Below are 22,809 nucleotides of genomic sequence, written 5' to 3'. Positions count from 1 at the left end.
CTTAAAATAAAAACTAAAAACAAATTCGGGTAAAACATATAATGAAAGTTAAAATTTAGAAATCATCATCTAAACTAAAATCTTCATCATCTAAAAGCTGATCTTCGGCTTTATCAATATCATTCATGACTTTTTGAAAGAATCGTAACTTGCGCACCGTGTCACGTGCTTCAGCCCAATCTTCATCCTCAAAATCAATTTTGAATTCACGAACTAAGCCATCAATCCATTGTTGGACTTCTTTTTTTAAAGAATGCAATTGTTCGGTATTGGTTGCTTCATCAAGCTGCTCACGAATTTCTAAAGCAGATTGTAAGAACTCAAAATCACTAATTGATTGATCTAAGTGATGATCTTGCTTTTTGAGTGACAGTAGATAAGCAGCACGACTGTCTACATTGGATAAAGCTTTATATGCCTGATTAATTTCACTTGATTTAATCAAAGCTTTGTCTTTATCTTCAGCTTTATCAGGATGATATTGCTGTTGTAGTTTTAGGAAATTAGCTTTTAATGTCGCTAAATCAATATCGAGTGCTTCCGGGAGATCGAACAACTCAAAATGACTCATGGGAGATACTCATCCACGATGTTTTACAGGAAAACGGTGTAATTAAATGTGATTAAAACAGTGCAAGACACTGTTTTAACATGAGAAAAAGCAGGGCAGATTATACAGTGAAAGATTCACCACAGCCACATTCACCTTTTTTATTTGGGTTATTGAACTCGAAGCCTTCATTGAGACCATTTTTAACATAGTCCATTTCCATACCATCGAGATAAACCAAACTTTTTGGGTCTACAAAAACTTTTACACCAAACTGCTCGAACATTTGATCATGAGTGTCAATATCATCAACAAACTCAAGTACATAAGCTAAGCCAGAACAGCCTGAAGTTTTCACACCAAGACGAATACCTTCACCCTTACCGCGATTCTTTAAGTAATTGCTGATATGAGTTGCAGCATTTTCAGTTAGATTGATCATGAAAACTCCGTTAAAAAATCATCTGCTAAATTTGACGAACAGATATTAGGCTTTAGTTTTCTTGCTACGGTAATCTTCAACAGCAGCTTTAATTGCATCTTCTGCAAGTACAGAACAGTGTACTTTTACAGGAGGAAGTGCAAGTTCAGTTGCGATGTCGATATTCTTAATCGCCTGTGCTTCGTCAAGCGTTTTACCTTTTAACCATTCGGTTACGAGTGAACTAGACGCAATTGCAGAGCCACAGCCATAAGTCTTAAAGCGAGCTTCTTCAATTACACCACTGTCATTCACTTGGATTTGTAAACGCATTACATCGCCACATGCAGGTGCACCCACCATACCTGTACCAACATTTTCTGCATTTTTATCCAACACACCAACATTACGAGGATTTTCGTAATGATCTATTACTTTTTCGCTATAAGCCATGTTGCTTCTCCAAACCTCGGGGTCAGCGTTGATAATATGTATTTCTACAATCTAATTTGGTGGCATTTTACTGATTTTCAATAAAATGCCGCGTTTTGATTTCAAGGAACTTAGTGTTCAGCCCATTCAACTGAATTTAAGTCGATCCCTTCTTTGTACATATCCCAAAGCGGAGAAAGCTCACGCAATTTCTCAACAGCAGCTTTAGTAATCTTAATTACATGATCAATGTCTTCTTCAGTCGTATAGTGACCAAAGCTAAAACGAATTGAACTATGTGCTAACTCGTCAGAAAGACCGAGGGCACGAAGTACGTAAGAAGGTTCAAGTGTTGCAGATGTACATGCTGAACCAGAAGATACAGCAGCATCTTTTAACGCCATCATCAATGATTCACCTTCAACAAAGTTGAAGCTAACATTTAAGTAGTTTGCAACATTGTATACAGGGTGGCCATTTAAGAAGACTTGTTCTAAATCTTGTAAACCGTTCCAGAGTTTGTCACGGAGTACACGTAAACGTGTTTGTTCAGCTTGTAAAGATTTACCAGCAAGTTCAAATGCTTCACCCATACCGACGATTTGATGGGTTGCAAGTGTACCTGAGCGCATACCACGTTCATGACCACCGCCATGAATTTGTGCTTTGATACGAACACGTGGGCTACGGCGTACAAATAAAGCACCAATGCCTTTAGGTCCATAAACCTTATGACCTGAGAAGCTCATCAAATCAACTTTCATGGTCGAAAGATCGATTTCAACTTTACCTGCAGCTTGTGCGGCATCTACATGGAAATAGGTTTTATTGGCACGTGTTAACTCACCAATTGCAGCAACATCTGTCACAGTACCAATTTCATTGTTCACCATCATCAATGAAACAAGTAACGTATCTGGACGAAGTTCAGCTTGAACCATTTCTGGGGTAATTAAACCCGTTTTAGGTTCAGGTTCAAGATAGGTAATCTCAAAACCTTCTTCTTCTAATTCACGACAAGTATCTAAAATTGCTTTATGTTCAATTTTACTTGTGATGATGTGTTTGCGTTTAGAACCGTAAAACTGAGCAACACCTTTAAGGGCAAGGTTATCAGATTCAGTAGCACCAGAAGTCCAGACAATTTCGCGTGGATCAGCTTTTACTAAATTTGCGACTTGTTCACGTGCATATTCAACTTTTTCTTCAGCTTGCCATCCATAAGCATGTGAGCGAGAAGCAGCATTACCGAATGTACCATCAAAGGTTAAACACTCCATCATGCGTTCTGCTACTTGAGGATCAACAGGCGTAGTTGCTGCATAGTCAAGATAAATCGGACGTTTCATGTCAAATACCTGTAACCGATAAAAGGGCTGAATCAAGAGGTGCTGAATTTTGGCGAACCGCAACGGTTTGTACGTTGTCACGAGCTACTAAATCCGCAAGGGTGATTTTAGCTAAATAATCGGCAATATGGAGAGAGAGTTCTTGCCATAAATCGTGAGTTAAACACATTGCACCATTTTGGCAGTTGCCTTTGTGGTCACAACGAGTCGCATCAACGGTTTCATTTACAGCTTCAATAATTTCTAAGACAGTAATTTCTTCAGCATGGCGCGCTAAGTGATAACCGCCATTTGCTCCACGAACACTTGAAACTAAGCCATGACGTTTAAGTTTAGCGAACAATTGTTCAAGATAAGCGACAGATATCGTTTGGCGGGTTGCAATTTCTGCAAGCGTAATCGTTTGTTCAGGTGGCTGCAATGCTAAGTCAAGTAGTGCAGTCACTGCATAGCGACCGCGAGTAGTTAGGCGCATGATTCGATACACATGTTTTAGACTAGATGTATGAATTTTATGAATCCTGACTAAAATAGTCAAGTATTTTTAAGTTTAATTCTGACTAATTTAGTCAGAATTTATTATTTGAACAAAAATTACTGGAAAATTTCAATTTTTGTTCAAGTTTTATGAAAATATTTGCCAAAGATTATACACGACTAATGCCATAAATAGGAAGCCCAATACGCCTAAAGCCGTATATAAACGTTGTTGGTTGAGCTGCAAGCGTTTAACACGATTTTGATATTGTTTCACTTCAACTTGGAGTGTGTTGATCTTAGAGCGTTGTTGATCAATCTTTTCAAGCAAAGGCGCAATGCGTTTTTTTGATGCTTTAGTCTGGCTGTCATCATCTGGATTGGTTAACCATTGCTTCCAGTCTGAAAGCAATTTAGGTGCAGTTAAGTGTACAACCAGATCACGAAACTGCTCCTTGAGCAGGTTATCGCCTTCCAGACGCATTTTTTTCATGCTACGACGATTAGCAAAGACAAAAATTTGGATGAAATCGATGAGTGTGCTACTCACAGAAAGGTCAATGGCTTTTTCTGGAGGCTGTAAATCAAATAGAATACCACGATCTGTAAATTGAACATAAAAGTCAAAATAAGGAATATAACTATTCATTTTAATTGTAATCTGCTGTCCGACGAATTTTTTTGCCTGTAAGCGAACAACACGATCATGTTTTAATACGAAAGAATAAATGGTTTCCAATATAATCATGACAATGTTTAGCAACAAACGAGAATGACCTTGCTTTTGTTGCGATTCATTCATAAAAAATTCCTATAGCAAAACAGAGAGTCCGATCTCTAAATAAATTTGAAACAATCTCATCCATGACTGGAAACACAATATTTCAACAATGATATAAAAATTATCTTAATAACCATTGTCGAATTGCCAAGTGTTCCTTAACATTAAAACAATTACTTTGCTTTGTAGAACAGTTTAGCAAAAGGTTCAATAGTTTTATTTGATAATATAGCAATATTTTCTACATAATTTGGTCATATAGGTCATTACACGCTGGAGTTTGGGGTAAATGGAGCAAGATATGAAAAAGAGCAACAAAGAACAAACGGATCTTTATGAAGATCAAAATGAATTTGATGAATCTCAAATAAAGCCTAGAAATCATAAAAAGTCAGCATTAGATTTCAGAAAATATACAAAACAAATCTGGTTGGCAGGGTTGGGAGCGTTCTCCAGAGCCGAAGAAGAAGGCAATAAACTCTTTGATTCTTTAGTCAAGGTGGGTGAGGAGCTTGAATCCAAGACAGTTGAAGTCACAGATCAGACAGTCAATAAAGTCACTGAAAAAACCAAAGAGTCAGTTGCAGAAACCAAAGACAAGGTTGAAAAACTTTTAGATCAGCGTGTAAATCATTCATTAAACAGAATTGGTTTAGTGACTGCTAAAGATCTTCAGCATTTGGAAAACTTGATTCTGCAACTCCACAATAAGGTCGATGCATTGGCTGAAGAGAACCAAAACTTACGCGACCAATTGCTAAAAAAAATGAAATAATTACCATTAATCCAAAAAAATCGTAAATTTTAGTCGTAATTTTTGTGAAAAGCGTGTTTGGAGTCTTGCGTTTCCCCCCAAAGCATTGCTATAAAGTCGTCATGGCCTTTGATCTACAGCCTTGGAACTTAAACAAACGATATAAGAGGACGTAATCTTCATGAATAAATCAGAATTAATCGATGCGATTGCAGAAAAAGGGGGATTGTCAAAGTCCGATGCTGGTAAAGCATTAGATGCGACTATTGCTTCAATTGGTGAAGCGCTTAAAAAAGGCGACACAGTGACTTTAGTCGGCTTTGGCACATTCAGTGTTAAAGACCGTGCTGCTCGTACTGGTCGTAACCCTAAAACTGGTGAAGAGCTTCAGATTAAAGCAAGCAAAGTACCTAGCTTTAAAGCTGGTAAAGGCTTAAAAGACTCAGTAGCTTAATCTGAGCTTGTTAAAAGCGCGCCTTTGTGGCGCGTTTTTTATGAAATATATTAAATTATCAGTGATTGCTCGTTCATTCATTTCACAATTTCAGTTAGAATCCTTACGAAATATAATATTGGAATACTCATGGAATCGTTTCGCACTCTCATAAGGGGCTGGTTTGGTAAAGTTCTCCTTGTGTTATTTTTAGCGCCATTTGCTGTGGTTGGTATTGAAGGCTATTTCAGCGGTGGGCAAAAAGCAGACGTAGCTAAAACTGTTAATGGTCAATATATTTCTAAAAAAGAGTTAGAAACGGTTACAAAAGGCTATACAGATCAATTATTGGCAAATCCTGCTATACATGGGGATGAGTCTTTATTGAACAAAGAGTTTATTGCAAATAAAGCACTTGATTACTTAATTAGCCAAAGTCTTTTAAGACAACAAGCTGATAAGTTAGGTGTGACTTTGAGCGATGCTCAAATTGAACAGAAAATTGCACAAATTCCTGCTTTTCAGGAAAATGGTAAATTTTCAAATACGCTATATGCAAACTATTTGCGTTCACAGGGTTTAACTAGCCAAGCATTTATCCAAAATATTCGCCAAGATTTTGCCTTAAGCATTTTGAGCTCTACAATTTCGGATAATGCACTGATCAGTAAATTGGATATCCAGCAAATTGCCAACTTGCAATCTGAACAACGTGAATTATTCTTATCAAGCGTTAAACTTGATGACTATAAAGCCAATGTTAAAGTGACCAATCAGGAAATTGCGGATTATTACAACAAGCATCAAAATAAGTTTAAACAAGTTGCTTCAGTGGATGTGGACTATGTGGTGCTCAGCCCAGCGACATTGACACAGCCAAATGCGGCAGTGACTGATGCTGAATTACAACAAGCTTATACTCAGTTTGTAGAAAAATATAAGCAAAGTTTGAAGCGTGATGTTAAACATATTTTGATCACGACTGATTCTCGTACGCCTGAGCAAGCTGCTGCACTTGCAAATGAAGTGTATGCAAAAATTCAGGCAGGTACGTCATTTGCTCAAGCTGCTGCGCAATATTCAGAAGACCCTGATTCTAAAGCGAAAGGTGGTGCACTTGCTGCCTACGCGCCAGGTGCCTTTGGTGATGATTTTGATAAAGCTGTCAACTCAACAAGCAATGGTCAAGTGTCTAAGCCTGTTAAAACTCAATTCGGTTATCATTTGATTGAAGTGAATACACCAGTAGATTCAGTGCCATCATTTGAGTCGAAAAAAGCTGAATTGACTGTTGAAGTTTTAAAGAATAAATCTGCTAACTATTTTTCTGACACTGTAAATAGTTTAAATGAGCAAGTGGTCAACAGTGATGCATTGGATGTGGTTTCACAAGCAGTGAAGACAGTTCAAGTTCAATCTGCAAATAATGTGAATTTAACGACAACCAATCCAGTTCTTGCTGATCCTGCTGTTAAATCTAAACTGTTTAATGACGATGTGAAAAGCGGAAATACGACGGCGTCAAGTAATATCCAAACTGCCAATGGTGATGTTGTCTGGGTTAAAGTTCGTAAGTATCATCCAGCCGGTGTACAGCCTTTAGCGCAAGCAACTGCACGTGTAAAAGCACAATTGATTGAACAAAAAGCGTTTGATGCTGCGCATGCAAAATTAAATGCCATGATTGCGGATTTCAAAAAATTGCCAGCGCAAGAGGTTACTGCGAAATATCAGTCTAACTTTGTCCATGCAGGAACATTCACTCGTTCAAAAGGCCTTAAGCGTGAGATTGAGCGTGTTGCCTTTAGCCAGCCAGTACCTAAAGCAGGCATGTGGTCTGTCAGCACTGCGAAGCTGCCAAATGAGTTAGTTGTTGTGGCTGTAGCGAATGTGAAAAAAGTAGATACTGCTCAGATGGATCCTGCTGAAGTTCAGCAACTTACGCAAATGTATCAGAAGTTCCGTGGTGAACAATTATTAGATGATTATTCGCGTTATTTAAAAGCTCAAGCAAAAATTAAATAATTGATCTTCCCAGATTTAAAAAAGCGCCTCGGCGCTTTTTTTATGTGAAATGGAATATAGAATTAGTACAGAAGCTATATCACTAAGATGTGATTAGCGGATGACTGTAATCTTTTTTAGATCTGATTGCGATATTGGCTTGGGCTAAGTTCAAATTGTTTCTTAAATGCCTGGCTAAATGCAGTTTCAGATGAATATCCCACTTGGTGTGCAATCTGCTGAATAGGCAGTTGCCCCTGTTTGATTAGCTGGCTGGCAAGACGTAAGCGATGTTGTTGCAAGTAGGCTAAAGGTGTTTCCCCAATAATTTGATTAAATAAGCTGGCAAATTTAGAACGCGACATACAACAGGTTTCAGCTAAGCTTTCTACGGTCCAGCTCTGTTCTGGACGGCTGTGAATGGCTGCAAGTGCATTTGAAAGTTCAGGATGTACCAGGGCATTTAACCAGTTATTGTGATCTTGCATTTGCTCAATATAGTCACGTACACACTCAATCATCAAAATACTGACGACGTGGTCCATAATTTTATTTTTACCCGCCATAGTTCTACGGGTTTCAGCAGAAACAAAATATAATCCAATTTTAAGCCATTCAGGTGCCTCATCACTCAAGGCATTTTGTATATGCAAATATCGTGGCAGTGCATTGATCAATGGACGAGCCATGATTGCATTCATATGGCACCGTACAGAAAGGATAAGGGTCTTTTCTGAGCTTCCTTGACCAAATTCAATTGCGTCTTGTCTTAATCCATCAAACAGTGATTCTATATTGAGGCTTTCAACTAACTGCGTGTCTAAATGATTTTTTACCGTGTGTGCTAATCCTGCTGGAATTAAAAACATATCGCCGGTTTGTAGTGCAACAGTCATTTTGGGTGAAAATTCTAAATAAGCATTTCCATACAGAACAATATGCGCGATCACGGCATCTTGTTTTGGGCTCTGAAACGACCAATCACCTTGAGCTTGAAGGTAAATATATTCTGAATGGTTGAGATGAATATCATCAAAAATTTTACTTAAAGCATCCATAGATTCAGTTCAAATTTCCTATTCTCAAATAATAAAAATGTTTCATGCTATTAAAACATGTGCGCAAAGGACAAACTCTATGTTGAAGATGCCAAAGACTTTTTCATAGGTTTTATGGACGCTTACAACTGTCTTTAAGTTGAATTTTACATAAATATATAACTAAGTAGAAAGATAGGGAAGATATAGCCATGAATGCACCAGTTCAACTGACAGAGCAGCAATTGCAACAATTAAAACCAAAGTCAGGTTTGGCACTTGATAAAAAGCGTTATCTTTGGATGATTAGTCCATCACTTCCAGTGATTGGGTTAGGAATCTTAGCGGGATATCATGTTGCACCTAAGCCACTGAAAAAAGTTTTTGCATTGGGTGGGCCACTGGTACTGCATGTGATTATTCCAGCCATTGATTCATTGATCGGTAAGGATAAAAACAATCCGACCAGTGAAGATGTAAAATTACTTGAGCAAGATCCGTATTATTCACGTTTGGTCAAATCCTTTATTCCGATTCAATATGTTGCCAATGTATATGCTTGTTATTTGGTGGGACGTAAACAAACATCTCTTTTAGATAAGATTTTGCTTGGTGTCTCAATGGGTGCAATTAATGGTATTGCCATTAACACAGCACATGAGTTAAGCCATAAGCATGACCGTATGGACCATATTTTATCGCATTTGGCATTGGTTCCATCAGGCTATAACCATTTCCGTATCGAACATCCTTATGGACACCATAAACGCGCTGCAACGCCTGAAGATCCAGCTTCATCGCAAATGGGTGAAACCCTCTATGAGTTTTTACCACGTACCGTCATTGGTTCATTTAAATCAGCGATTGAAATTGAAACCAACCGTCTTAAACGTAAGGGTCTTGGATTCTGGTCTAAAGATAATGAGTTATTGCAAGGCTGGACAATGACCGCAGCATTCCATTCATCTATGGTCGGGTTATTTGGTAAAGGTATTTTGCCTTATTTGGCAACCCAGTCAGCTTATAGTATTACGTTGTTTGAGATCATCAATTATATTGAGCATTATGGTTTGTTGCGCCAAAAAGATGAAAATGGCAAATATGAACGCACAATGCCTGAGCATAGTTGGAACAATAACAACATCGTAACGAATTTATTCTTATATCAGTTACAACGTCATTCAGATCATCATGCCTTTCCGACACGCCCATTCCAAGCGTTACGTCACTTTGATGAAGCACCTGAATTACCAAGCGGTTATGCAAGTATGCTGTTGCCAGCGATGATCCCGTCGTGGTGGTTTAAAATTATGGATAAGCGGGTATTTGATCATTACAAGGGTGATTTAAATAAGGCCAGTATTTATCCAAAACGCCGAGCAAGCATTTTCAAAAAGTTTGGTGTCGTGGACAAGTTGTTGAATAAGTAAATTTAATTTTAAGATAAAAGCCCAGAATTGGGCTTTTATTGTTTTTGAGCATTAAAATATTCTAGTTTTTTTAATGTTGACTAACACTATTTTTAGTTGTGAGTCATCCTTGTTAAAGCATAAGCACTTGTCGCTTAATTTTAATGAATGTAAAAAAAATCCCTGAAATACTATCTTTCTTTTTCTGTTTATTTCATAGTATTCAGCAATGGTATTTTAAATTTACAAATGTAATTTGGAACTTCGTATGAAATGGGAAGAAATAGGCAATCAACCGTGTTCAATTGCGCGTACATTATCTGTATTGGGTGATCGATGGACCATGCTTATTTTACGTAATGCTTTTATGGGTTTACGTCGTTTTGATGATTTTCAAGAAAATTTAGGTGTGACAAGACATGTATTGTCTGAACGGCTAAAACGTTTGGTTGAGCATGAAATACTGGTTAAAGTGGCTTATGTCGATCGACAAGAGCGTTATGAATATCGCTTAACTGAAAAGGGCTTAGATCTATATCCTATATTATTAACCATGGTGGCATGGGCGGATAAATGGATGGATGAGGGGCTGGGGGCGCCTATGGTGTATCAACATACCGTTTGTGGTCATGAGTTTACTCCGATATTGGTATGCTCAGAATGTCAGCAGGCGGTGAATGCAAGACAGGTGAAGCCAATCGTTAGCTCTGCGTTTTTTCAATACATAGCGCAGAAAAAATTAGCTTGATTGCTATTCCCTAGATGATTTTCAATATTTATCATGAATTAATTTTAGATTAAGTTGTTGGTAAATATCATAAAAATATAAAGACATGTGCACTCATGATCTTTAGTGTTGGTGAAAATATTTAGATGAAGCGTTGCAAGTAATTTGAAATTTTAATTACTGATATTGTTTTTGATTTTTGTTAACAAGATATAAAATATGTGATTGTTCAATTTAAAAAATATATAATTTAAATTAATAAGTAAAAGTATGAAAAACAGTAACTGTAATCCTAGTTTAGAAAATAAGGTTTATTGCTTGATAAAGAATAGAGCGATTTTTTAAACAGATAATTTTGATCAAGTCATTCACTTTTATATACTTATTTAACTGATGCAAAATTTTAATAATTTATAAAATATTTAATATGGAGTAATCGAATGGGAATTGGTTCAAGCCCAACAGTCGGAAGTACTTGTGATACGTGCCTACAGAAGTTTACGATTCATTTTCGAAGATGTGAAGATAACATATATGATGGAAGTTATGGTTTTGATTGGTACAGACCTGAATATTTTAAAAAATTAACCAACTATAGACCGAATGCAGCAACAAAATTTGGAAACAAAGTTGCTTTAGTCAGTGGTTCGATACAATCATTAAAAACAACATATACCCAAGACCAAATTAGCAAAATTAGCCCATTTGGCACAGAATATATCCCTGCATGGTTAGCAATGTACCCAAGCTCACAAGAGGATATCAATAGTTCTAATTCTGTCAATCAAGGGGTTAGGCTTAATTTAGAGTTGAGGCTATTAGATTCAGAAAATAATTTTTCATTAAAAAATGATGGAACAAAGATTAAGTTTGAAGTTTCAAATCCGAATATTATTATTGAACCAGCAGAGCTCAGTGTCGAAGATTTTATTTACGCCAAAAAAATGACGCGAGATTTAGGCGAAGATACTAAAAGAGAAGAAGAGATTTATTATTTAGCTTCAGAAATAGTGAATATTAAGTGCACAGGTGCTTTGCAAAAACATGAAGAAATCATTGTAACAGCAATAAAAGGAGAGACCCAAGAGAAAGTTGGGAAGCTAATGCTTTATCATAATGCCGTGATTCCTACTATATCAGTTATCTTTGTAGACGTTATAACTGATGGAAAAAAACCAAGCCGTTCACATGATTATGAAAATTTTTTAAAGCATAACTCATTTAACCAAGCTTTAATTAATGTAGAAATAAAAAATGCCCCAACATTTGATTTAAACAAATATCGTAGCAAAGACGATGATGTTAATATATCTTTGAATAAATTAAATATAAATGACACGGGTTATTTTTTAAGTGACTTAACTAAGTTTTATAAAAAATATCAAGATAAAAACTTAGCGACAAAAAACTATGTTTTTGTAACAACTGTAGAAATAAAGAATGCAGTTGGTGCTGGTGGTGACAGCGTTACCTTATTTAACTGTCCTCAAAATATATTTAATCAAGTCGTGGTACATGAATTAGGGCATCGTTTTGGATTGGATCATTTGTTTGAATCACAGAAAATAACAGCCAAAGGATCGAGCTTTCAATTTATACAGGGTACTACAGCTAATTTTTTAGATTATGATCATTCGGATGGCGTAAATTTAAAAAATAAAACTGCAGTCAATCCAAATCAAACACTAAAATATTTTTTCAAATACCAATGGGATTTTCTCAGGAAGAAAGTGAAATAATTATGCTATCGCCAATTTAGATATTTACTCGCTATATTGATGGGTTTGATCTCATATTGAATTAAACGAATCAATTTTTATAGAGTGATCACAAACAATTTGCAGGTTTAGGGATACCCGCCAAACGGCTTAAATGGCGGGCAACCAGTCCTGTATTAAACTTGTCTTGTAGGACAGCATTATCAATTGCTGGGTTGATCGTTTTCATTAAAAATTTAATCAGTGGACGAGTTGCAGGAGAGTGGCCAAACTGGGTATAAAATTGACGTACTGCATGCAACACTTCAAAATGCCATGGGGTCAGTTGTAGATCTAAACTTTGTGCTAACTCTTGGGCAACCTGTTCATTCCAAATGGTGTAATCTACTAAATGACCGTCTTGGTCTAACTCAAAGCTCATAAAACAACCTAAACAAAACAACTGAAACAATGTAACTTTTGATCAGCAAAACATCAAAGATTGATTTTTAAAAAATCGAAGATAATTGACAACCTAGCCCACTATTTTAAACTGATACAACGGCTAAAGTCTAAAACCAACTGAGCAAATTGTGGGTAAGAAATTGATTTAAAATTTTCAGGAATGGATTCAGATAAAATCTCAGCATCATTTTCAAGAAGATAAAGATTCTGTTTGTTTGTTAAACGCTGGTCTGCTGCAAACAGTACCGCATCACCCATTAAAACAATGTGATCATGAGAACCGTAGAGTTGATCCAACTGATTCAATATATGGTCTGTATGTATAAAAGAAGATTGAATTAAATAAAGCGTTTTATCTGACATTTAAACTTTCCACCCACAGCTTACCAATACAACACATGTTCAAAAGACTGAATAAATTCAGCATTCAGTTCTACAAATTCCAACTCTTGTTGTGATTGAGTAAAAAAAGTCGAGGATTTATTCATATTCTCTACTAAAACTGGTGTTAAATCATAGAATTCAAAGCTATCGACCAGATTTGAAGCAAGCTTAAATACGTGATTTAATTGGCTAAAAGCCATTTCTGATTTAAGTAGGCTTAATCCAGCGTCTTTAAGTAACACTTTGACTTTACAGCCAAAAGTTGCAAGCACCATGGTTGCTGACAAACTTTCATGTACCTGCAATGTATTTAAATTTGCTTGGGTTATCACAACGAGCACAGTATTCACACAAATTACCTTTTAAATGCAACACGCTAATGGGATGATCAACTTAGAATTGAATGATACGATCTGTAGATTGAACAGCATCTGCAAGTTCGCCTAAACCCACAAGTTCAAAGCCTTTTGCAAGATTATCGGCTGGAATTTGGTGACGTTTGGCATTCTCTTGATCTGTTATCCCCCGCGCTAATGCAGCACTCACACAGACAGGAAGTCGAATTGAGAGTTTTTGCCATTCTACAGATAAATTACGTTGATCGTCAGGAACCCATTGCAAGTTGTTCGCAACTTGTACACCATCTTGATAAAAGAAAACACGAAATTCTTGATCTTCAGCTTGCAGTGCTTGAGCTAAACCCAATGCATGCCATGCATGGATTGAAGTCGGTGCTGCGGTGATTAGTAATAAAGTACTCATTTGATGGCGATTCACTTGGAGAATGGACAGTTTGCAACATTCAAACTTGATAATGATAGGTAGTATACAATGATTTTAGTGACTGGTGGTTTAGGCTTTATAGGCTCGCATGTGGTTTTAAGTTTGCTAGCTCAAGGGCAAGCGGTCGTCATTGTGGATAATCTAGCCAATGCCAATCTGCAATGCTTAGAGCGCTTAGAATTTATTACAGGAATGTATATTCCCTTTGTCAAAATTGATATTCGTAATACCCCCGCTTTAAATAAAGTATTTGAACAATATTCAATAGATACCGTTGTGCATTGTGCGGGTTTTAAGTCCATTGAAGAGTCAAACCTAAAACCACTTGAATATTATAATGACAATCTCAGTTGTATTATGAGTTTATTACGCGCGATGCAGCGTACTGGTGTCAGAAATTTGGTACATCTTTCTAGCCTTATGGTTTATGCGCAATCGAGTTTAGAACTGAATGAACAAACCGCATTTAATTATAGTTATCCCAATCCTTATATAAAATCTCAGCAAATGATTGAAGAAATCATTAAAGACACCTTTAAAACTGATGAAGAATGGAAAATTGCCATTTTAAGGGTTTCAAATGTCGTCGGTGCATTTGAGCATGGTGTCTTGGGTGAATTTGTTGCACCACTACCTAAAAATGTTGTCCCTTTGGCTTTACAAGTTGCAGCTCAACAACGTGATCTAATTGAAGTACAACGTAATTCAGAGACTGCGGATAAAACGACTGAGCGTAGCTTTGTCCATGTACTTGATGTATGTGAGGCAATTAAATCAACTATTCTTTGGCTACATGAGCAGGGTAATGTTTATCAAAGTTTTGATATTGCAGGTCCTGTCAGTTCGATACAAAACCTGATCAACTTGATCGAAGAGGTTACGGCGAGTCAAATTCATCAAATTGATGCGGTGTATAAATTAGATGAACTGGATCAGGTTGCATCTACCAGCCAAAAAGCATTTGAGGTTTTAAAATGGAAAGCCCAGCGCTCGCTTAAACAAATGATTGAAGATGAATGGCGTTTTTATCAAAATACTTTAAACAACCGATAAAAATCCAGAATAGATGATTATTGTAAATAATTATCATTTACATGTTTGGTTGATTTGTTTAGCATAATCGCTTCGCTGAAGCTGGTGTTTTTACGCAGATGTTGTCAAAACAAGCTTTAACTTGAAAATAAGATATGGATAAAGAAGAGGTTGAAAATGCAAACACGTATTGAACATGACACAATGGGCGATGTTGAAGTCCCAAGCGAAGCAATGTGGGGCGCACAAACTCAGCGAAGCGTAGAAAACTTTAAAATTGGTACAGAACATATGCCACGCCCGATGATTCGAGCGATGGGGCTGGTCAAAAAGGCAGCGGCAATAACCAATGCCAGCTTAAACCAAATTCCGCATGATCTGTCACAGTATATTGTCGATGCTGCCGATGAAGTAATTTCAGGCAAATGGGATTCACAATTTCCTTTGGTGGTTTGGCAAACAGGTTCAGGTACGCAAAGTAATATGAACTGTAATGAAGTCATTGCCAATATCGCCAATCAAAAATTAGGTAATCCATTAGGTTCGCAAAAGCCAGTGCATCCGAATGATCATGTCAATCGTGCACAATCTACCAATGATTCATTTCCAACAGCGATTCATGTGGCTGCTGCGGTACAAATCAATGAGTTGCTTATTCCAGCAGTAAAACGCTTACGAGACACTTTACATCGCAAATCTGAAGCGTTTGACGATATTGTTAAGATTGGTCGTACTCATTTACAGGATGCAACACCACTTACATTAGGACAGGAATTCAGTGGCTATGTTTCACAGCTGGATCATGGACTAAAACGTTTACAACAGGCTTTGGTGTGGCTCTATGAGTTACCACTTGGTGGAACCGCTGTTGGTACAGGTTTAAATGCGCATCCTGAATATGCAGACAAAGCAGCGGAAGAATTAGCCAAACTGACGGGGTTACCATTTATCAGTAATCCCAATAAGTTTGAAGCACTTGCTGGTCGTGATGCTGCTGTATTTGCTTCTGGTTCATTGAAAACCTTAGCTGCGAGTTTAAATAAAATTGCCAATGATATACGTTGGTTAGCAAGTGGACCACGTTGTGGTTTGGGCGAGTTGCGTATTCCTGAGAATGAACCTGGTTCAAGCATCATGCCTGGTAAAGTCAACCCAACCCAATGTGAAGCAATGACCATGGTGGTTGCGCAAGTGATGGGGAATGACACCACGATTAATTTTGCAGGTGCAGCGGGGAATTTTGAACTGAATGTTTATATGCCTGTGATTGCATATAATCTTGTTCAGTCGATTCAATTGCTTGGCGATGCATGTAACAGCTTCGACGAACACTGTGCTGTAGGTATTGAGCCAAATCGTGAAAAAATTGATTACTTCTTACATAATTCATTGATGTTGGTAACAGCGCTGAATCCTGTGATTGGTTATGAAAATGCTGCTAAAGTTGCTAAAACGGCTTATAAAGAAGATAAGACTTTAAAAGAAGTTGCGATAGAACTTGGTTTTGTCACGGCTGAACAGTTTGATGAAGTGGTACAACCTGAAAAAATGGTACGTCCAAACGCGAAATAATGAGTTATAAGCGACTATACTTTTGATGATTTATTGAGCAAGTATCAGTCGTTTAAAAAAGCACCTTAAGGTGCTTTTTTATTTTGAATTTGGAGGAGTTATAGGACTCGCATTAACCATGTTTCTCGCGAGTTTCATGGCAGCTTTGAAATCCAGCCTCAATGAGTCGATTTCTGATTTCATCAAGGCTGTTGGGTTTTTTGAAATGTCCGAGTTCGCCTTGTGTGAGATATTCGAGCGGGAATCCGAATTCATGTTGCCACCATTGTTCGAGTAAAGGATGCTTTCATTTGATGAAATCTAAAGTCGTTTGTAATGGGACGAGATCAAGATTGTTGTATCCTGTCAGTGTCATAGCTAGTATAACCTTTCCGCCATTATATTCAATGTATCCTTTAAGGGCAGCTAAAGTTCCTCCCATAGAAACAGTATCATCAATAATTACATAATTTCTATTAGGTTCAACAGCCCCATCAAAGATAGGCTGGCGTACAATTCTTTGATAAGAACTTGCATTGGTATGGTTTGCTTTGACGGTTTGTACAATATCATCACAAACTTCAAATCCTAAATAACCACTTAGGATTTCGGCAAAAACTGCAGGAATTCTATTTTTCCCTAAATGCTCTTCAGCTAGAACAGGTACAAGTATAGGATTTTTACTAAATACTAATTTTCCGAAATCATAAATATCTTTTTCTTTTAGTACATTTTGAAAAAGTAGATTAAATGCGGCTTGTACATCTCCACTTTTAGCTGATAAATAAAGATCAGGATCAGTATTTTTTAAAGTGCCAGATTGATATAAAACTTTGACTGGAGGAAAATCACTCCAAGGAGTCCTTATTAACTTTAAAGTCATTATTTTATTCCTAAAGTTTTTATTTCTATGGATTCGGCTACCAATAGCAGATTTCATTCAACCATTTAAAGTTTAAATATAGATAAGTTGATACTCAGAGTAAATGGAAGAATAGACTTCTTTCATAAGTCCTTTTTAAAACCATAAATCAATATAAAACCCCCCTCATCCTAGCCTTCTCCCAGAGGGAGAATGAACTTTCAATACCAATATAATTCACTCCACATGATCATTTTTTGATTTATGAAAGATCTTTAATATAGAGATAAGTAATTTTACTTGTTCAACCAGAGTGAAGATGTTTATTCTTTTAATCATGAGCAGAGTTAATGTCATTAAAACAAATAAGCCAATATTAATTAGATTCATAAATGAATATGTTGATACAGTGTTAAGGTTAAAACAATGTTTTTAGTGGGAGTGTTGTTTGAAATGGGGAGGAGTAATAATGTGTCAATACTATGAATGGTAGTGAAAAATTACCGTTATGGTATGATTTTAAAAATGATACTTATTATTGTTAATAGTCTTTCGATATGAAAAAAATTATCTATAATATTCATGTCTTTAATTCCTGTTGCCGTTATTGCTCAACTTGATCCTGACTTTAGTAAACCTTTAGAGTTCAAATCATCATCCCACCAAATAGTACAAAAGAAAATATGCTACTCATACAGTGATTACATGAGCCTCCTTTATAGAAGGCTTTTTATACGCGCAATTTACATTGTGGCATGCTCTATTTAATTGAGCGCCGTTTTCTCAAAATACTGAACAGCAGGTGAACGTGACATATAGGCTAAAGCCTGTTCTGTATCACCTTCATGAAGCGGATTAAACTTTGGAGAGGTCCAACGTAGAGTGGCTTTCCATAGGTATTTAATGGTCGGTAGGTGATCTGTTTTGGTTGCCGTTTTTTCAAACTCTCGAATAAAAGCAAAGAATCCACGGCGCATTAATTTTTGGATGTGCTGATGTTCAGTATCTTGTTGGCCAAGACTGAGAGCAAAATCAACAAGGAAGTAAATAAAAAGCGGAAAAATTCCCATCATAATGATTTGTCTGGAAACATAAAAACCTAGCTTTTGTTGTAATAAATGCTCAAACAAATCATAAGCGACACAACGATGTTCAACTTCTTCCGCAAGATGCCAGCGGAATAAATCAGCCATAGCTGGATCTGCTTTATCCCAAGATTTGCTATCAAGTGTCCATTGCCCAATTGTACCTGTAAAGTGCTCGATCGCTGCAATAACACCTACACGAAAGATTAACCAATATTCGTCAAATTTTTTTCCTTTTAAAAAAGGAATTCCTAATGGTTTGTCACCTAATAAAATGTTGAAAACAAGATGAGCACGATTTAATGGTTCTTGTATGTCATAGCCATTTTCTCTTAAAAAGTCTTGTACTTTTTCATGTGCGCGTGCATGCGCAGCTTCTTGGCGGACAAAGCCAATAACGTCTTGTTTTAATTTTTCGTCGCTAATATGTGGAAGGGTTTTATTAAATACTCGACAAAACCAAAACTCGCCCGCAGGCAAAAGCATATTGATACCATTGGCGATATGTGAACAGAGTGGATCATCTGGCATCCAACATACAGAAGACTCAGAAAAATCGAAATATACTTTTCTTGCTTTAATTTGATGACTTTCCGTGATCATTGTGGTTATCCAACATGAAACTGTTAAGCGATTAAAAGTTTTTACCATTTAGAATAATTAGCGACCATATCCTTTGAGGACACTTTTTTTGTGATTTTTACTCTTTTGAGTAGAAAATATTGCTTTAGAAATTTAATATTATTTTTTTAAGTTATTGATATTGTTATTTCTTAATTTAAAAATCCAGAAAATAAAGACGTGAAAATCAATGTGGATTAGATGATATAAAAATAATTTTAATAGGTTGAATCAGCTATAGAAATATCAAATTACTATATTGCAATACTGAGATTTGAATTCAGCGATTGTTCAACAAAAAAAAGGATAATTCACGAATTATTGATTGGTTTATATTGATGATTTTACTAAGTTTTATTTTATAAGTTCTGCATTGTTTTTGGGTTGTAATATTTACTTTTACTTATATATCAGATATTTATAATTTAATAAAACCTAGGGTTGCTGTTGGTTTTATCGATTTTATTAACAATTTTTAATTTTATTTTTCAATAAAAATTAATTTATAGTGTCAGCTCAACTTTATAATATTGACTCAGGTATAACATGAATAAAAGAAAAGTTATTACAGTCTTCATTACAAGTGGCATGGTCACTTTTGCCATAGCCGCAACCACACTATCACCAAACCAGAATAACCAGAGTGGAATCATCCCAACAGGCTATGATGATCTGATATTTAGTGTATCCAATGGCAATTGGGTAAAGAATATTTCCTTACCGAATGTAGCAAAAGAAGGTGCCTTAATTACAATTCAATCAACTGCGGGTTATGACAGTGATATTGATTTAAGTAATGTAAATATTGAAAAAAAAGGCGTTCTCACACTAAAGTCTGGAAACAGTTATCGTTTTAAATTTAGTAATGGAAAATGGGAGTTTTATGCGCCTGAAACTGCCAATTTTACGCCTGAAAAAAATGGCAATACCATTCCCGTATTTCAACAATCACAGGCCCAATATGTTGTAAGTGATGCTGCTTGGACTGAGACAATCCATTTACCGCAAACAGGTCAGAATGGCCAGATCCTTGTGGTTAAGTCTAATGCGCTTAAATCCTCCAAAATTAATTCACAAAATGCTTTATTTCCAAGTACATTGGTTGTCAATAAAAATGATGCATATATCTTCCAATATAATCAAGAACTGAGTAAATGGGTTCCACTGTCTGTTCCGACACGTATTATCAACGTGATCAATGGTAATACTGCGGCATTAAATACAGCTTTGCAAAATTTAACTGCAGCTAAAACAGAAATTCGTTTTGCTGATGGCGCGTGGGTGTCTTCATTAAAATTACCGCAAACAGCAAACGACCGAGATCGTATCATTGTTAGCTCAACTGCAAGCTGGCAATCAGTGATTGAAAATGAAAATACCAATACCACCGCAACCCTAAAACTCAACAAAGGCAATCGTTACGAATTCATTTATATTGCAGATAAATCGTATTGGGTGTTGGCTTCCTCTCCTAAAACCGTATTCACTGCAAACACCGCTGCACAAGGCTTTACATTTAAAACCCCTGTTGTTGAAATAACCGCTGATAATGCGCAATGGGCACCTGTTGTAAACTTGCCAGCGGCTCAGTCTGGTGACAAGGTTATCTTATCTAATTCTGCGGATACAGCGTTTACAGTTTCAGGTAGCAGCATTAGTGCAAGCTTAAAAAAAGGCGATAAAATCCGTTTGGTATTTAACAATGGTGTTTGGAACACCGATAGTTATCAGATTGATTTGCTGCTTGTGAATAGTCCCGTAGTCAATGACAAGCTCGGTGCAACTGCTGCAAAAATTCAAGCCCGTGAAGCACTTAGATTAACCAATGAAGCGCTTGAAAACTCGCAAGCAAAAGCCTACTACAAAGAAGTTGGATACTTGGATTATCGAATCCCTGGAACGACACTCGGTGATGCGATTAATTTAGGGCGTTCAGATGCCACCGTACAAGCGGAAAGAACCAGAACAGGTGCTGACGCGGTATATACCATTACAGATCATTCGGGTTGCGGTTTAGCTTATATAAATAGCACTCCGAGTAAGTACAATATGATCGGATCACATAACTATGGTTGTGGTATCACCGCAATGCGGCATGAATTAGGGCATAACATGGGACTCGGACATAGCTTTGATCGAACCACAGGTTATAACTGGGGATTTGGTCATCCTTTAGGCAGTACTATTATGGGTGGAAATCAAATTGGCTTATATTCAAGCCCTGATATCTATAGCCCTGAATATGGCGTGCGTTTAGGTGAAACTGACAAATTTGATGGCTTAAGAAAAATTAATGAGAATGTTGAAGCCATTTCAAAATTTTTAGTGGCGGTTAATCCATAATGAATAAACGGATATATCTCATTATTTCCGTTGTTTTAACTGTTTTGTTGGTTTCTTTGTTGGCTTGGTTCATCTCAGGTCAACAGGAGGCAGCTGATACAGCTAAAGCGATTGCGTCTAAACAAAATGAACAAATCGATCAAGTGAATTCACCGAAGCTAAATACAAAACTAACCGAAACACAAGTATTGCAACGTATAAAAGACAGCCATGCTCGCCGTAAACTTGTATCGCTAGATGAAGACAAATTACGTGCAGGAATTTTCAATCAACAGATGTTCAATTTGAGTACTGTTGATACCGTGTCTATGCATAATCCTGTTCCTTTGACAGATGCACAAAAAAAAGATGGGCGAATATTTCTGAGGAATGATCTATATACCTTAGAGGCGAAGAATGTCGGCGATCAAATCGTATTTAATGTGCCAGGCTATGGTTTAAACAGACAGGCCGTTATAGAACGTATAGAGGTAGATCCAGATGAAGATATTGTCAGTTGGTCAGGCTCTCTAGAAGGAGGAGATCAAAATAATGAGAAATTTCATATTACTCAAACCATTAAAGACAATTTTACCATGGGTACGATTACAGCAGATGGTAAAACCTATGCCATTTTGATGAAAAATGGCTATGGATGGGTCAATGACGTTGCCAATGAATCTGCCGCACTTGAGGCAGCGGAAAAGGAGATGGATCATGTACATTAATTTTTTAATCTAAAGACATGATTTATTCTCTAAACTTGAAGTAGCAACAAAATGAGTGTAGTAATTACTGCGTCATAGTCATAACAAAGATTTAGACACCTCGAAAGGTGTCTAAAATCATCATTGATTTAAAATTATTTACGAACTGAATCAAGTACTTCTTTGTTTGTCACAACTTCTTGTGCTTTTGAATAACTTTCAATCAGTAATTGATAAGCAGGGAAGATTTGAGTGTACACTTGAGCCCATTCAGCAGCATCTTCACGGTTCCAAGTTTGTTGAATTTCTGAAGCAACCGCCGCTGTATCCATCGGTACCGCACCTGCTTGAACCACACGTGCTAAGGTAATTTCTTGTGCCATTTTGCTATATGTACCTGATGCATCAACCACAACAAAAACTTTATAGCCATCAGCAATTGCACTAATCGCTGGAAAAGCCATACACACGCTGGTAATCGTACCCGCAATAATCAGGGTCTTTTTACCTGTTGCTTTAACCGCTTCAACGAACTCTTGATTATGCCATGCATTAATTTCGCCTTTACGTGCGACATATTTTGCATGGGGTACATTTGCGTGTATTTCAGGAATCAGTGGGCCATTGGGGCCTTGAGGAACTGAGGCCGTGGTAATGACAGGCATGTTTGATAATGATGCTATTTTAGCTAAGGCTGCTGCACGTTGGCGTAGTTCTGTCATTGGCATATCAGCAACGGTTTGAAATAAACCACTTTGATGATCAATTAACAGCATAACGGAATCATTTACATCAATCACTGGGGCTTGGCCATTAAAATTAGCTGGAGTAGACATTTTATATATCCTTAGTTAAGCAATCATTTGCTGTTTTTAATACTAACAGTAGGACAAATATTGAATTATACTATTTATATGACATATTGT

The 22,809-nt window shown here is 36.8% G+C and carries 24 protein-coding genes; 10 read left to right on the top strand and 14 right to left on the bottom strand.

Annotated features, from left to right (window positions below; genetic code table 11):
• Positions 1 to 55 precede the first annotated feature (55 nt).
• From hscB to L3V46_RS10820, 6 genes are all read right to left on the bottom strand, one after another.
• A complete protein-coding gene (gene hscB / locus L3V46_RS10845; RefSeq protein WP_004720634.1) occupies positions 56 to 571 on the bottom strand; it encodes a Fe-S protein assembly co-chaperone HscB in 516 nt (171 codons plus the stop codon).
• Positions 572 to 671: 100 nt separating this feature from the next.
• Positions 672 to 992, bottom strand: a complete 321-nt coding sequence (gene iscA, locus L3V46_RS10840; protein ID WP_034610390.1) for an iron-sulfur cluster assembly protein IscA — start codon at positions 990 to 992, stop codon at positions 672 to 674.
• Between the two features lie 45 nt (positions 993 to 1,037).
• The gene (gene iscU, locus L3V46_RS10835; RefSeq protein WP_004720629.1) at positions 1,038 to 1,424 is read right to left on the bottom strand and encodes a Fe-S cluster assembly scaffold IscU; all 387 of its coding nucleotides are present in this window, start codon (positions 1,422 to 1,424) and stop codon (positions 1,038 to 1,040) included.
• A gap of 110 nt (positions 1,425 to 1,534) precedes the next feature.
• Positions 1,535 to 2,752: an IscS subfamily cysteine desulfurase gene (locus tag L3V46_RS10830; RefSeq protein WP_004720627.1), complete on the bottom strand. Its 1,218-nt coding sequence runs from the start codon at positions 2,750 to 2,752 to the stop codon at positions 1,535 to 1,537.
• A gap of 1 nt (position 2,753) precedes the next feature.
• The gene (locus L3V46_RS10825; protein ID WP_004720625.1) at positions 2,754 to 3,227 is read right to left on the bottom strand and encodes an Rrf2 family transcriptional regulator; all 474 of its coding nucleotides are present in this window, start codon (positions 3,225 to 3,227) and stop codon (positions 2,754 to 2,756) included.
• A gap of 150 nt (positions 3,228 to 3,377) precedes the next feature.
• Positions 3,378 to 4,031, bottom strand: coding sequence for a hypothetical protein (locus L3V46_RS10820; RefSeq protein ID WP_004720623.1), 654 nt, complete (start codon positions 4,029 to 4,031; stop codon positions 3,378 to 3,380).
• A 268-nt stretch (positions 4,032 to 4,299) separates the two neighbouring features.
• Between L3V46_RS10820 and L3V46_RS10815 the strand changes: the two genes are divergently transcribed.
• From L3V46_RS10815 to L3V46_RS10805, 3 genes are all read left to right on the top strand, one after another.
• A complete protein-coding gene (locus L3V46_RS10815; protein ID WP_004821389.1) occupies positions 4,300 to 4,785 on the top strand; it encodes a phasin family protein in 486 nt (161 codons plus the stop codon).
• Between the two features lie 160 nt (positions 4,786 to 4,945).
• Positions 4,946 to 5,218 carry an HU family DNA-binding protein gene (locus L3V46_RS10810; RefSeq protein ID WP_004720620.1) on the top strand — a complete coding sequence of 91 codons (273 nt, stop codon included), beginning with the start codon at positions 4,946 to 4,948 and terminating at the stop codon, positions 5,216 to 5,218.
• A gap of 129 nt (positions 5,219 to 5,347) precedes the next feature.
• On the top strand, positions 5,348 to 7,222 hold the full coding sequence (locus L3V46_RS10805) for a SurA N-terminal domain-containing protein (protein WP_239045687.1): 1,875 nt from the start codon (positions 5,348 to 5,350) through the stop codon (positions 7,220 to 7,222).
• A gap of 116 nt (positions 7,223 to 7,338) precedes the next feature.
• On the opposite strand, the gene L3V46_RS10800 is transcribed toward L3V46_RS10805, so the two are convergent.
• On the bottom strand, positions 7,339 to 8,259 hold the full coding sequence (locus tag L3V46_RS10800) for an AraC family transcriptional regulator (RefSeq protein ID WP_239045686.1): 921 nt from the start codon (positions 8,257 to 8,259) through the stop codon (positions 7,339 to 7,341).
• 191 nt (positions 8,260 to 8,450) lie between these two features.
• Between L3V46_RS10800 and L3V46_RS10795 the strand changes: the two genes are divergently transcribed.
• From L3V46_RS10795 to L3V46_RS10785, 3 genes are all read left to right on the top strand, one after another.
• Positions 8,451 to 9,668: an alkane 1-monooxygenase gene (locus L3V46_RS10795; protein WP_096734064.1), complete on the top strand. Its 1,218-nt coding sequence runs from the start codon at positions 8,451 to 8,453 to the stop codon at positions 9,666 to 9,668.
• Positions 9,669 to 9,915: 247 nt separating this feature from the next.
• Positions 9,916 to 10,395, top strand: coding sequence for a helix-turn-helix domain-containing protein (locus L3V46_RS10790; RefSeq protein WP_239045685.1), 480 nt, complete (start codon positions 9,916 to 9,918; stop codon positions 10,393 to 10,395).
• Between the two features lie 419 nt (positions 10,396 to 10,814).
• A complete protein-coding gene (locus L3V46_RS10785) occupies positions 10,815 to 12,113 on the top strand; it encodes a reprolysin-like metallopeptidase (protein ID WP_239045684.1) in 1,299 nt (432 codons plus the stop codon).
• Positions 12,114 to 12,201: 88 nt separating this feature from the next.
• Here the strand turns inward: L3V46_RS10785 and L3V46_RS10780 are convergent, their stop codons facing one another.
• The 4 genes from L3V46_RS10780 to tusD all read right to left on the bottom strand — a co-directional run bounded on the left by L3V46_RS10780 (position 12,202) and on the right by tusD (position 13,682).
• Positions 12,202 to 12,513: a TusE/DsrC/DsvC family sulfur relay protein gene (locus L3V46_RS10780; protein WP_004821403.1), complete on the bottom strand. Its 312-nt coding sequence runs from the start codon at positions 12,511 to 12,513 to the stop codon at positions 12,202 to 12,204.
• 101 nt (positions 12,514 to 12,614) lie between these two features.
• Entirely contained in the window at positions 12,615 to 12,899 is a 285-nt protein-coding gene (locus tag L3V46_RS10775) for a DsrH/TusB family sulfur relay protein (protein WP_239045683.1), read from the bottom strand.
• Positions 12,900 to 12,919: 20 nt separating this feature from the next.
• A complete protein-coding gene (locus tag L3V46_RS10770; protein ID WP_239045682.1) occupies positions 12,920 to 13,270 on the bottom strand; it encodes a hypothetical protein in 351 nt (116 codons plus the stop codon).
• Between the two features lie 43 nt (positions 13,271 to 13,313).
• On the bottom strand, positions 13,314 to 13,682 hold the full coding sequence (gene tusD, locus L3V46_RS10765; protein WP_004720599.1) for a sulfurtransferase complex subunit TusD: 369 nt from the start codon (positions 13,680 to 13,682) through the stop codon (positions 13,314 to 13,316).
• Between the two features lie 69 nt (positions 13,683 to 13,751).
• On the opposite strand from tusD, the gene L3V46_RS10760 reads away from it, so the two are divergent.
• Together L3V46_RS10760 and fumC are read left to right on the top strand one after the other, a co-directional pair.
• Positions 13,752 to 14,756 carry an SDR family NAD(P)-dependent oxidoreductase gene (locus tag L3V46_RS10760; RefSeq protein WP_004821408.1) on the top strand — a complete coding sequence of 335 codons (1,005 nt, stop codon included), beginning with the start codon at positions 13,752 to 13,754 and terminating at the stop codon, positions 14,754 to 14,756.
• A 156-nt stretch (positions 14,757 to 14,912) separates the two neighbouring features.
• Positions 14,913 to 16,307, top strand: coding sequence for a class II fumarate hydratase (gene fumC / locus L3V46_RS10755; RefSeq protein WP_004821410.1), 1,395 nt, complete (start codon positions 14,913 to 14,915; stop codon positions 16,305 to 16,307).
• Positions 16,308 to 16,593: 286 nt separating this feature from the next.
• Here fumC and L3V46_RS10750 read toward each other — a convergent pair whose 3' ends face one another.
• Positions 16,594 to 17,169 carry a phosphoribosyltransferase gene (locus L3V46_RS10750; protein ID WP_239045681.1) on the bottom strand — a complete coding sequence of 192 codons (576 nt, stop codon included), beginning with the start codon at positions 17,167 to 17,169 and terminating at the stop codon, positions 16,594 to 16,596.
• A gap of 743 nt (positions 17,170 to 17,912) precedes the next feature.
• Positions 17,913 to 18,836 (bottom strand): metal-dependent hydrolase, encoded by a 924-nt coding sequence (locus tag L3V46_RS10745; RefSeq protein ID WP_239045680.1) that lies wholly within the window; start codon positions 18,834 to 18,836, stop codon positions 17,913 to 17,915.
• Positions 18,837 to 19,400: 564 nt separating this feature from the next.
• Here L3V46_RS10745 and cpaA point away from each other — a divergent pair.
• A complete protein-coding gene (cpaA, locus tag L3V46_RS10740) occupies positions 19,401 to 21,197 on the top strand; it encodes a metalloendopeptidase CpaA (RefSeq protein WP_239045679.1) in 1,797 nt (598 codons plus the stop codon).
• Positions 21,197 to 21,904 (top strand): metalloprotease secretion chaperone CpaB, encoded by a 708-nt coding sequence (gene cpaB, locus L3V46_RS10735; protein ID WP_239045678.1) that lies wholly within the window; start codon positions 21,197 to 21,199, stop codon positions 21,902 to 21,904. The genes cpaA and cpaB overlap by 1 nt, the downstream gene beginning before the upstream one ends.
• A 134-nt stretch (positions 21,905 to 22,038) precedes the next feature.
• On the opposite strand, the gene L3V46_RS10730 is transcribed toward cpaB, so the two are convergent.
• Positions 22,039 to 22,719: an isochorismatase family protein gene (locus L3V46_RS10730; RefSeq protein ID WP_239045677.1), complete on the bottom strand. Its 681-nt coding sequence runs from the start codon at positions 22,717 to 22,719 to the stop codon at positions 22,039 to 22,041.
• Positions 22,720 to 22,809 lie beyond the last annotated feature (90 nt).

Source organism: Acinetobacter sp. AG3 (assembly GCF_022343575.1).
Lineage (GTDB): Bacteria > Pseudomonadota > Gammaproteobacteria > Pseudomonadales > Moraxellaceae > Acinetobacter > Acinetobacter guillouiae.
Note: the sequence above shows the minus strand (reverse complement) of the source record. Positions and strands in the feature narration are given on the sequence as shown.

What these genes read in the sequence shown, in the direction of transcription:
- L3V46_RS10810 (WP_004720620.1), top strand. Translation starts at nt 4,946, where the DNA reads ATGAATAAATCAGAATTAATCGATGCGATTGCAGAAAAAGGGGGATTG.
- L3V46_RS10820 (WP_004720623.1), bottom strand. Translation starts at nt 4,031, where the DNA reads ATGAATGAATCGCAACAAAAGCAAGGTCATTCTCGTTTGTTGCTAAAC.
- L3V46_RS10760 (WP_004821408.1), top strand. Translation starts at nt 13,752, where the DNA reads ATGATTTTAGTGACTGGTGGTTTAGGCTTTATAGGCTCGCATGTGGTT.
- iscU (WP_004720629.1), bottom strand. Translation starts at nt 1,424, where the DNA reads ATGGCTTATAGCGAAAAAGTAATAGATCATTACGAAAATCCTCGTAAT.
- L3V46_RS10815 (WP_004821389.1), top strand. Translation starts at nt 4,300, where the DNA reads ATGGAGCAAGATATGAAAAAGAGCAACAAAGAACAAACGGATCTTTAT.
- iscA (WP_034610390.1), bottom strand. Translation starts at nt 992, where the DNA reads ATGATCAATCTAACTGAAAATGCTGCAACTCATATCAGCAATTACTTA.
- fumC (WP_004821410.1), top strand. Translation starts at nt 14,913, where the DNA reads ATGCAAACACGTATTGAACATGACACAATGGGCGATGTTGAAGTCCCA.
- L3V46_RS10830 (WP_004720627.1), bottom strand. Translation starts at nt 2,752, where the DNA reads ATGAAACGTCCGATTTATCTTGACTATGCAGCAACTACGCCTGTTGAT.
- L3V46_RS10730 (WP_239045677.1), bottom strand. Translation starts at nt 22,719, where the DNA reads ATGTCTACTCCAGCTAATTTTAATGGCCAAGCCCCAGTGATTGATGTA.
- cpaA (WP_239045679.1), top strand. Translation starts at nt 19,401, where the DNA reads ATGAATAAAAGAAAAGTTATTACAGTCTTCATTACAAGTGGCATGGTC.
- tusD (WP_004720599.1), bottom strand. Translation starts at nt 13,682, where the DNA reads ATGAGTACTTTATTACTAATCACCGCAGCACCGACTTCAATCCATGCA.
- L3V46_RS10825 (WP_004720625.1), bottom strand. Translation starts at nt 3,227, where the DNA reads ATGCGCCTAACTACTCGCGGTCGCTATGCAGTGACTGCACTACTTGAC.
- L3V46_RS10805 (WP_239045687.1), top strand. Translation starts at nt 5,348, where the DNA reads ATGGAATCGTTTCGCACTCTCATAAGGGGCTGGTTTGGTAAAGTTCTC.
- L3V46_RS10800 (WP_239045686.1), bottom strand. Translation starts at nt 8,259, where the DNA reads ATGGATGCTTTAAGTAAAATTTTTGATGATATTCATCTCAACCATTCA.
- L3V46_RS10785 (WP_239045684.1), top strand. Translation starts at nt 10,815, where the DNA reads ATGGGAATTGGTTCAAGCCCAACAGTCGGAAGTACTTGTGATACGTGC.
- L3V46_RS10775 (WP_239045683.1), bottom strand. Translation starts at nt 12,899, where the DNA reads ATGTCAGATAAAACGCTTTATTTAATTCAATCTTCTTTTATACATACA.
- cpaB (WP_239045678.1), top strand. Translation starts at nt 21,197, where the DNA reads ATGAATAAACGGATATATCTCATTATTTCCGTTGTTTTAACTGTTTTG.
- L3V46_RS10750 (WP_239045681.1), bottom strand. Translation starts at nt 17,169, where the DNA reads ATGACTTTAAAGTTAATAAGGACTCCTTGGAGTGATTTTCCTCCAGTC.
- L3V46_RS10745 (WP_239045680.1), bottom strand. Translation starts at nt 18,836, where the DNA reads ATGATCACGGAAAGTCATCAAATTAAAGCAAGAAAAGTATATTTCGAT.
- L3V46_RS10790 (WP_239045685.1), top strand. Translation starts at nt 9,916, where the DNA reads ATGAAATGGGAAGAAATAGGCAATCAACCGTGTTCAATTGCGCGTACA.
- hscB (WP_004720634.1), bottom strand. Translation starts at nt 571, where the DNA reads ATGAGTCATTTTGAGTTGTTCGATCTCCCGGAAGCACTCGATATTGAT.
- L3V46_RS10780 (WP_004821403.1), bottom strand. Translation starts at nt 12,513, where the DNA reads ATGAGCTTTGAGTTAGACCAAGACGGTCATTTAGTAGATTACACCATT.
- L3V46_RS10795 (WP_096734064.1), top strand. Translation starts at nt 8,451, where the DNA reads ATGAATGCACCAGTTCAACTGACAGAGCAGCAATTGCAACAATTAAAA.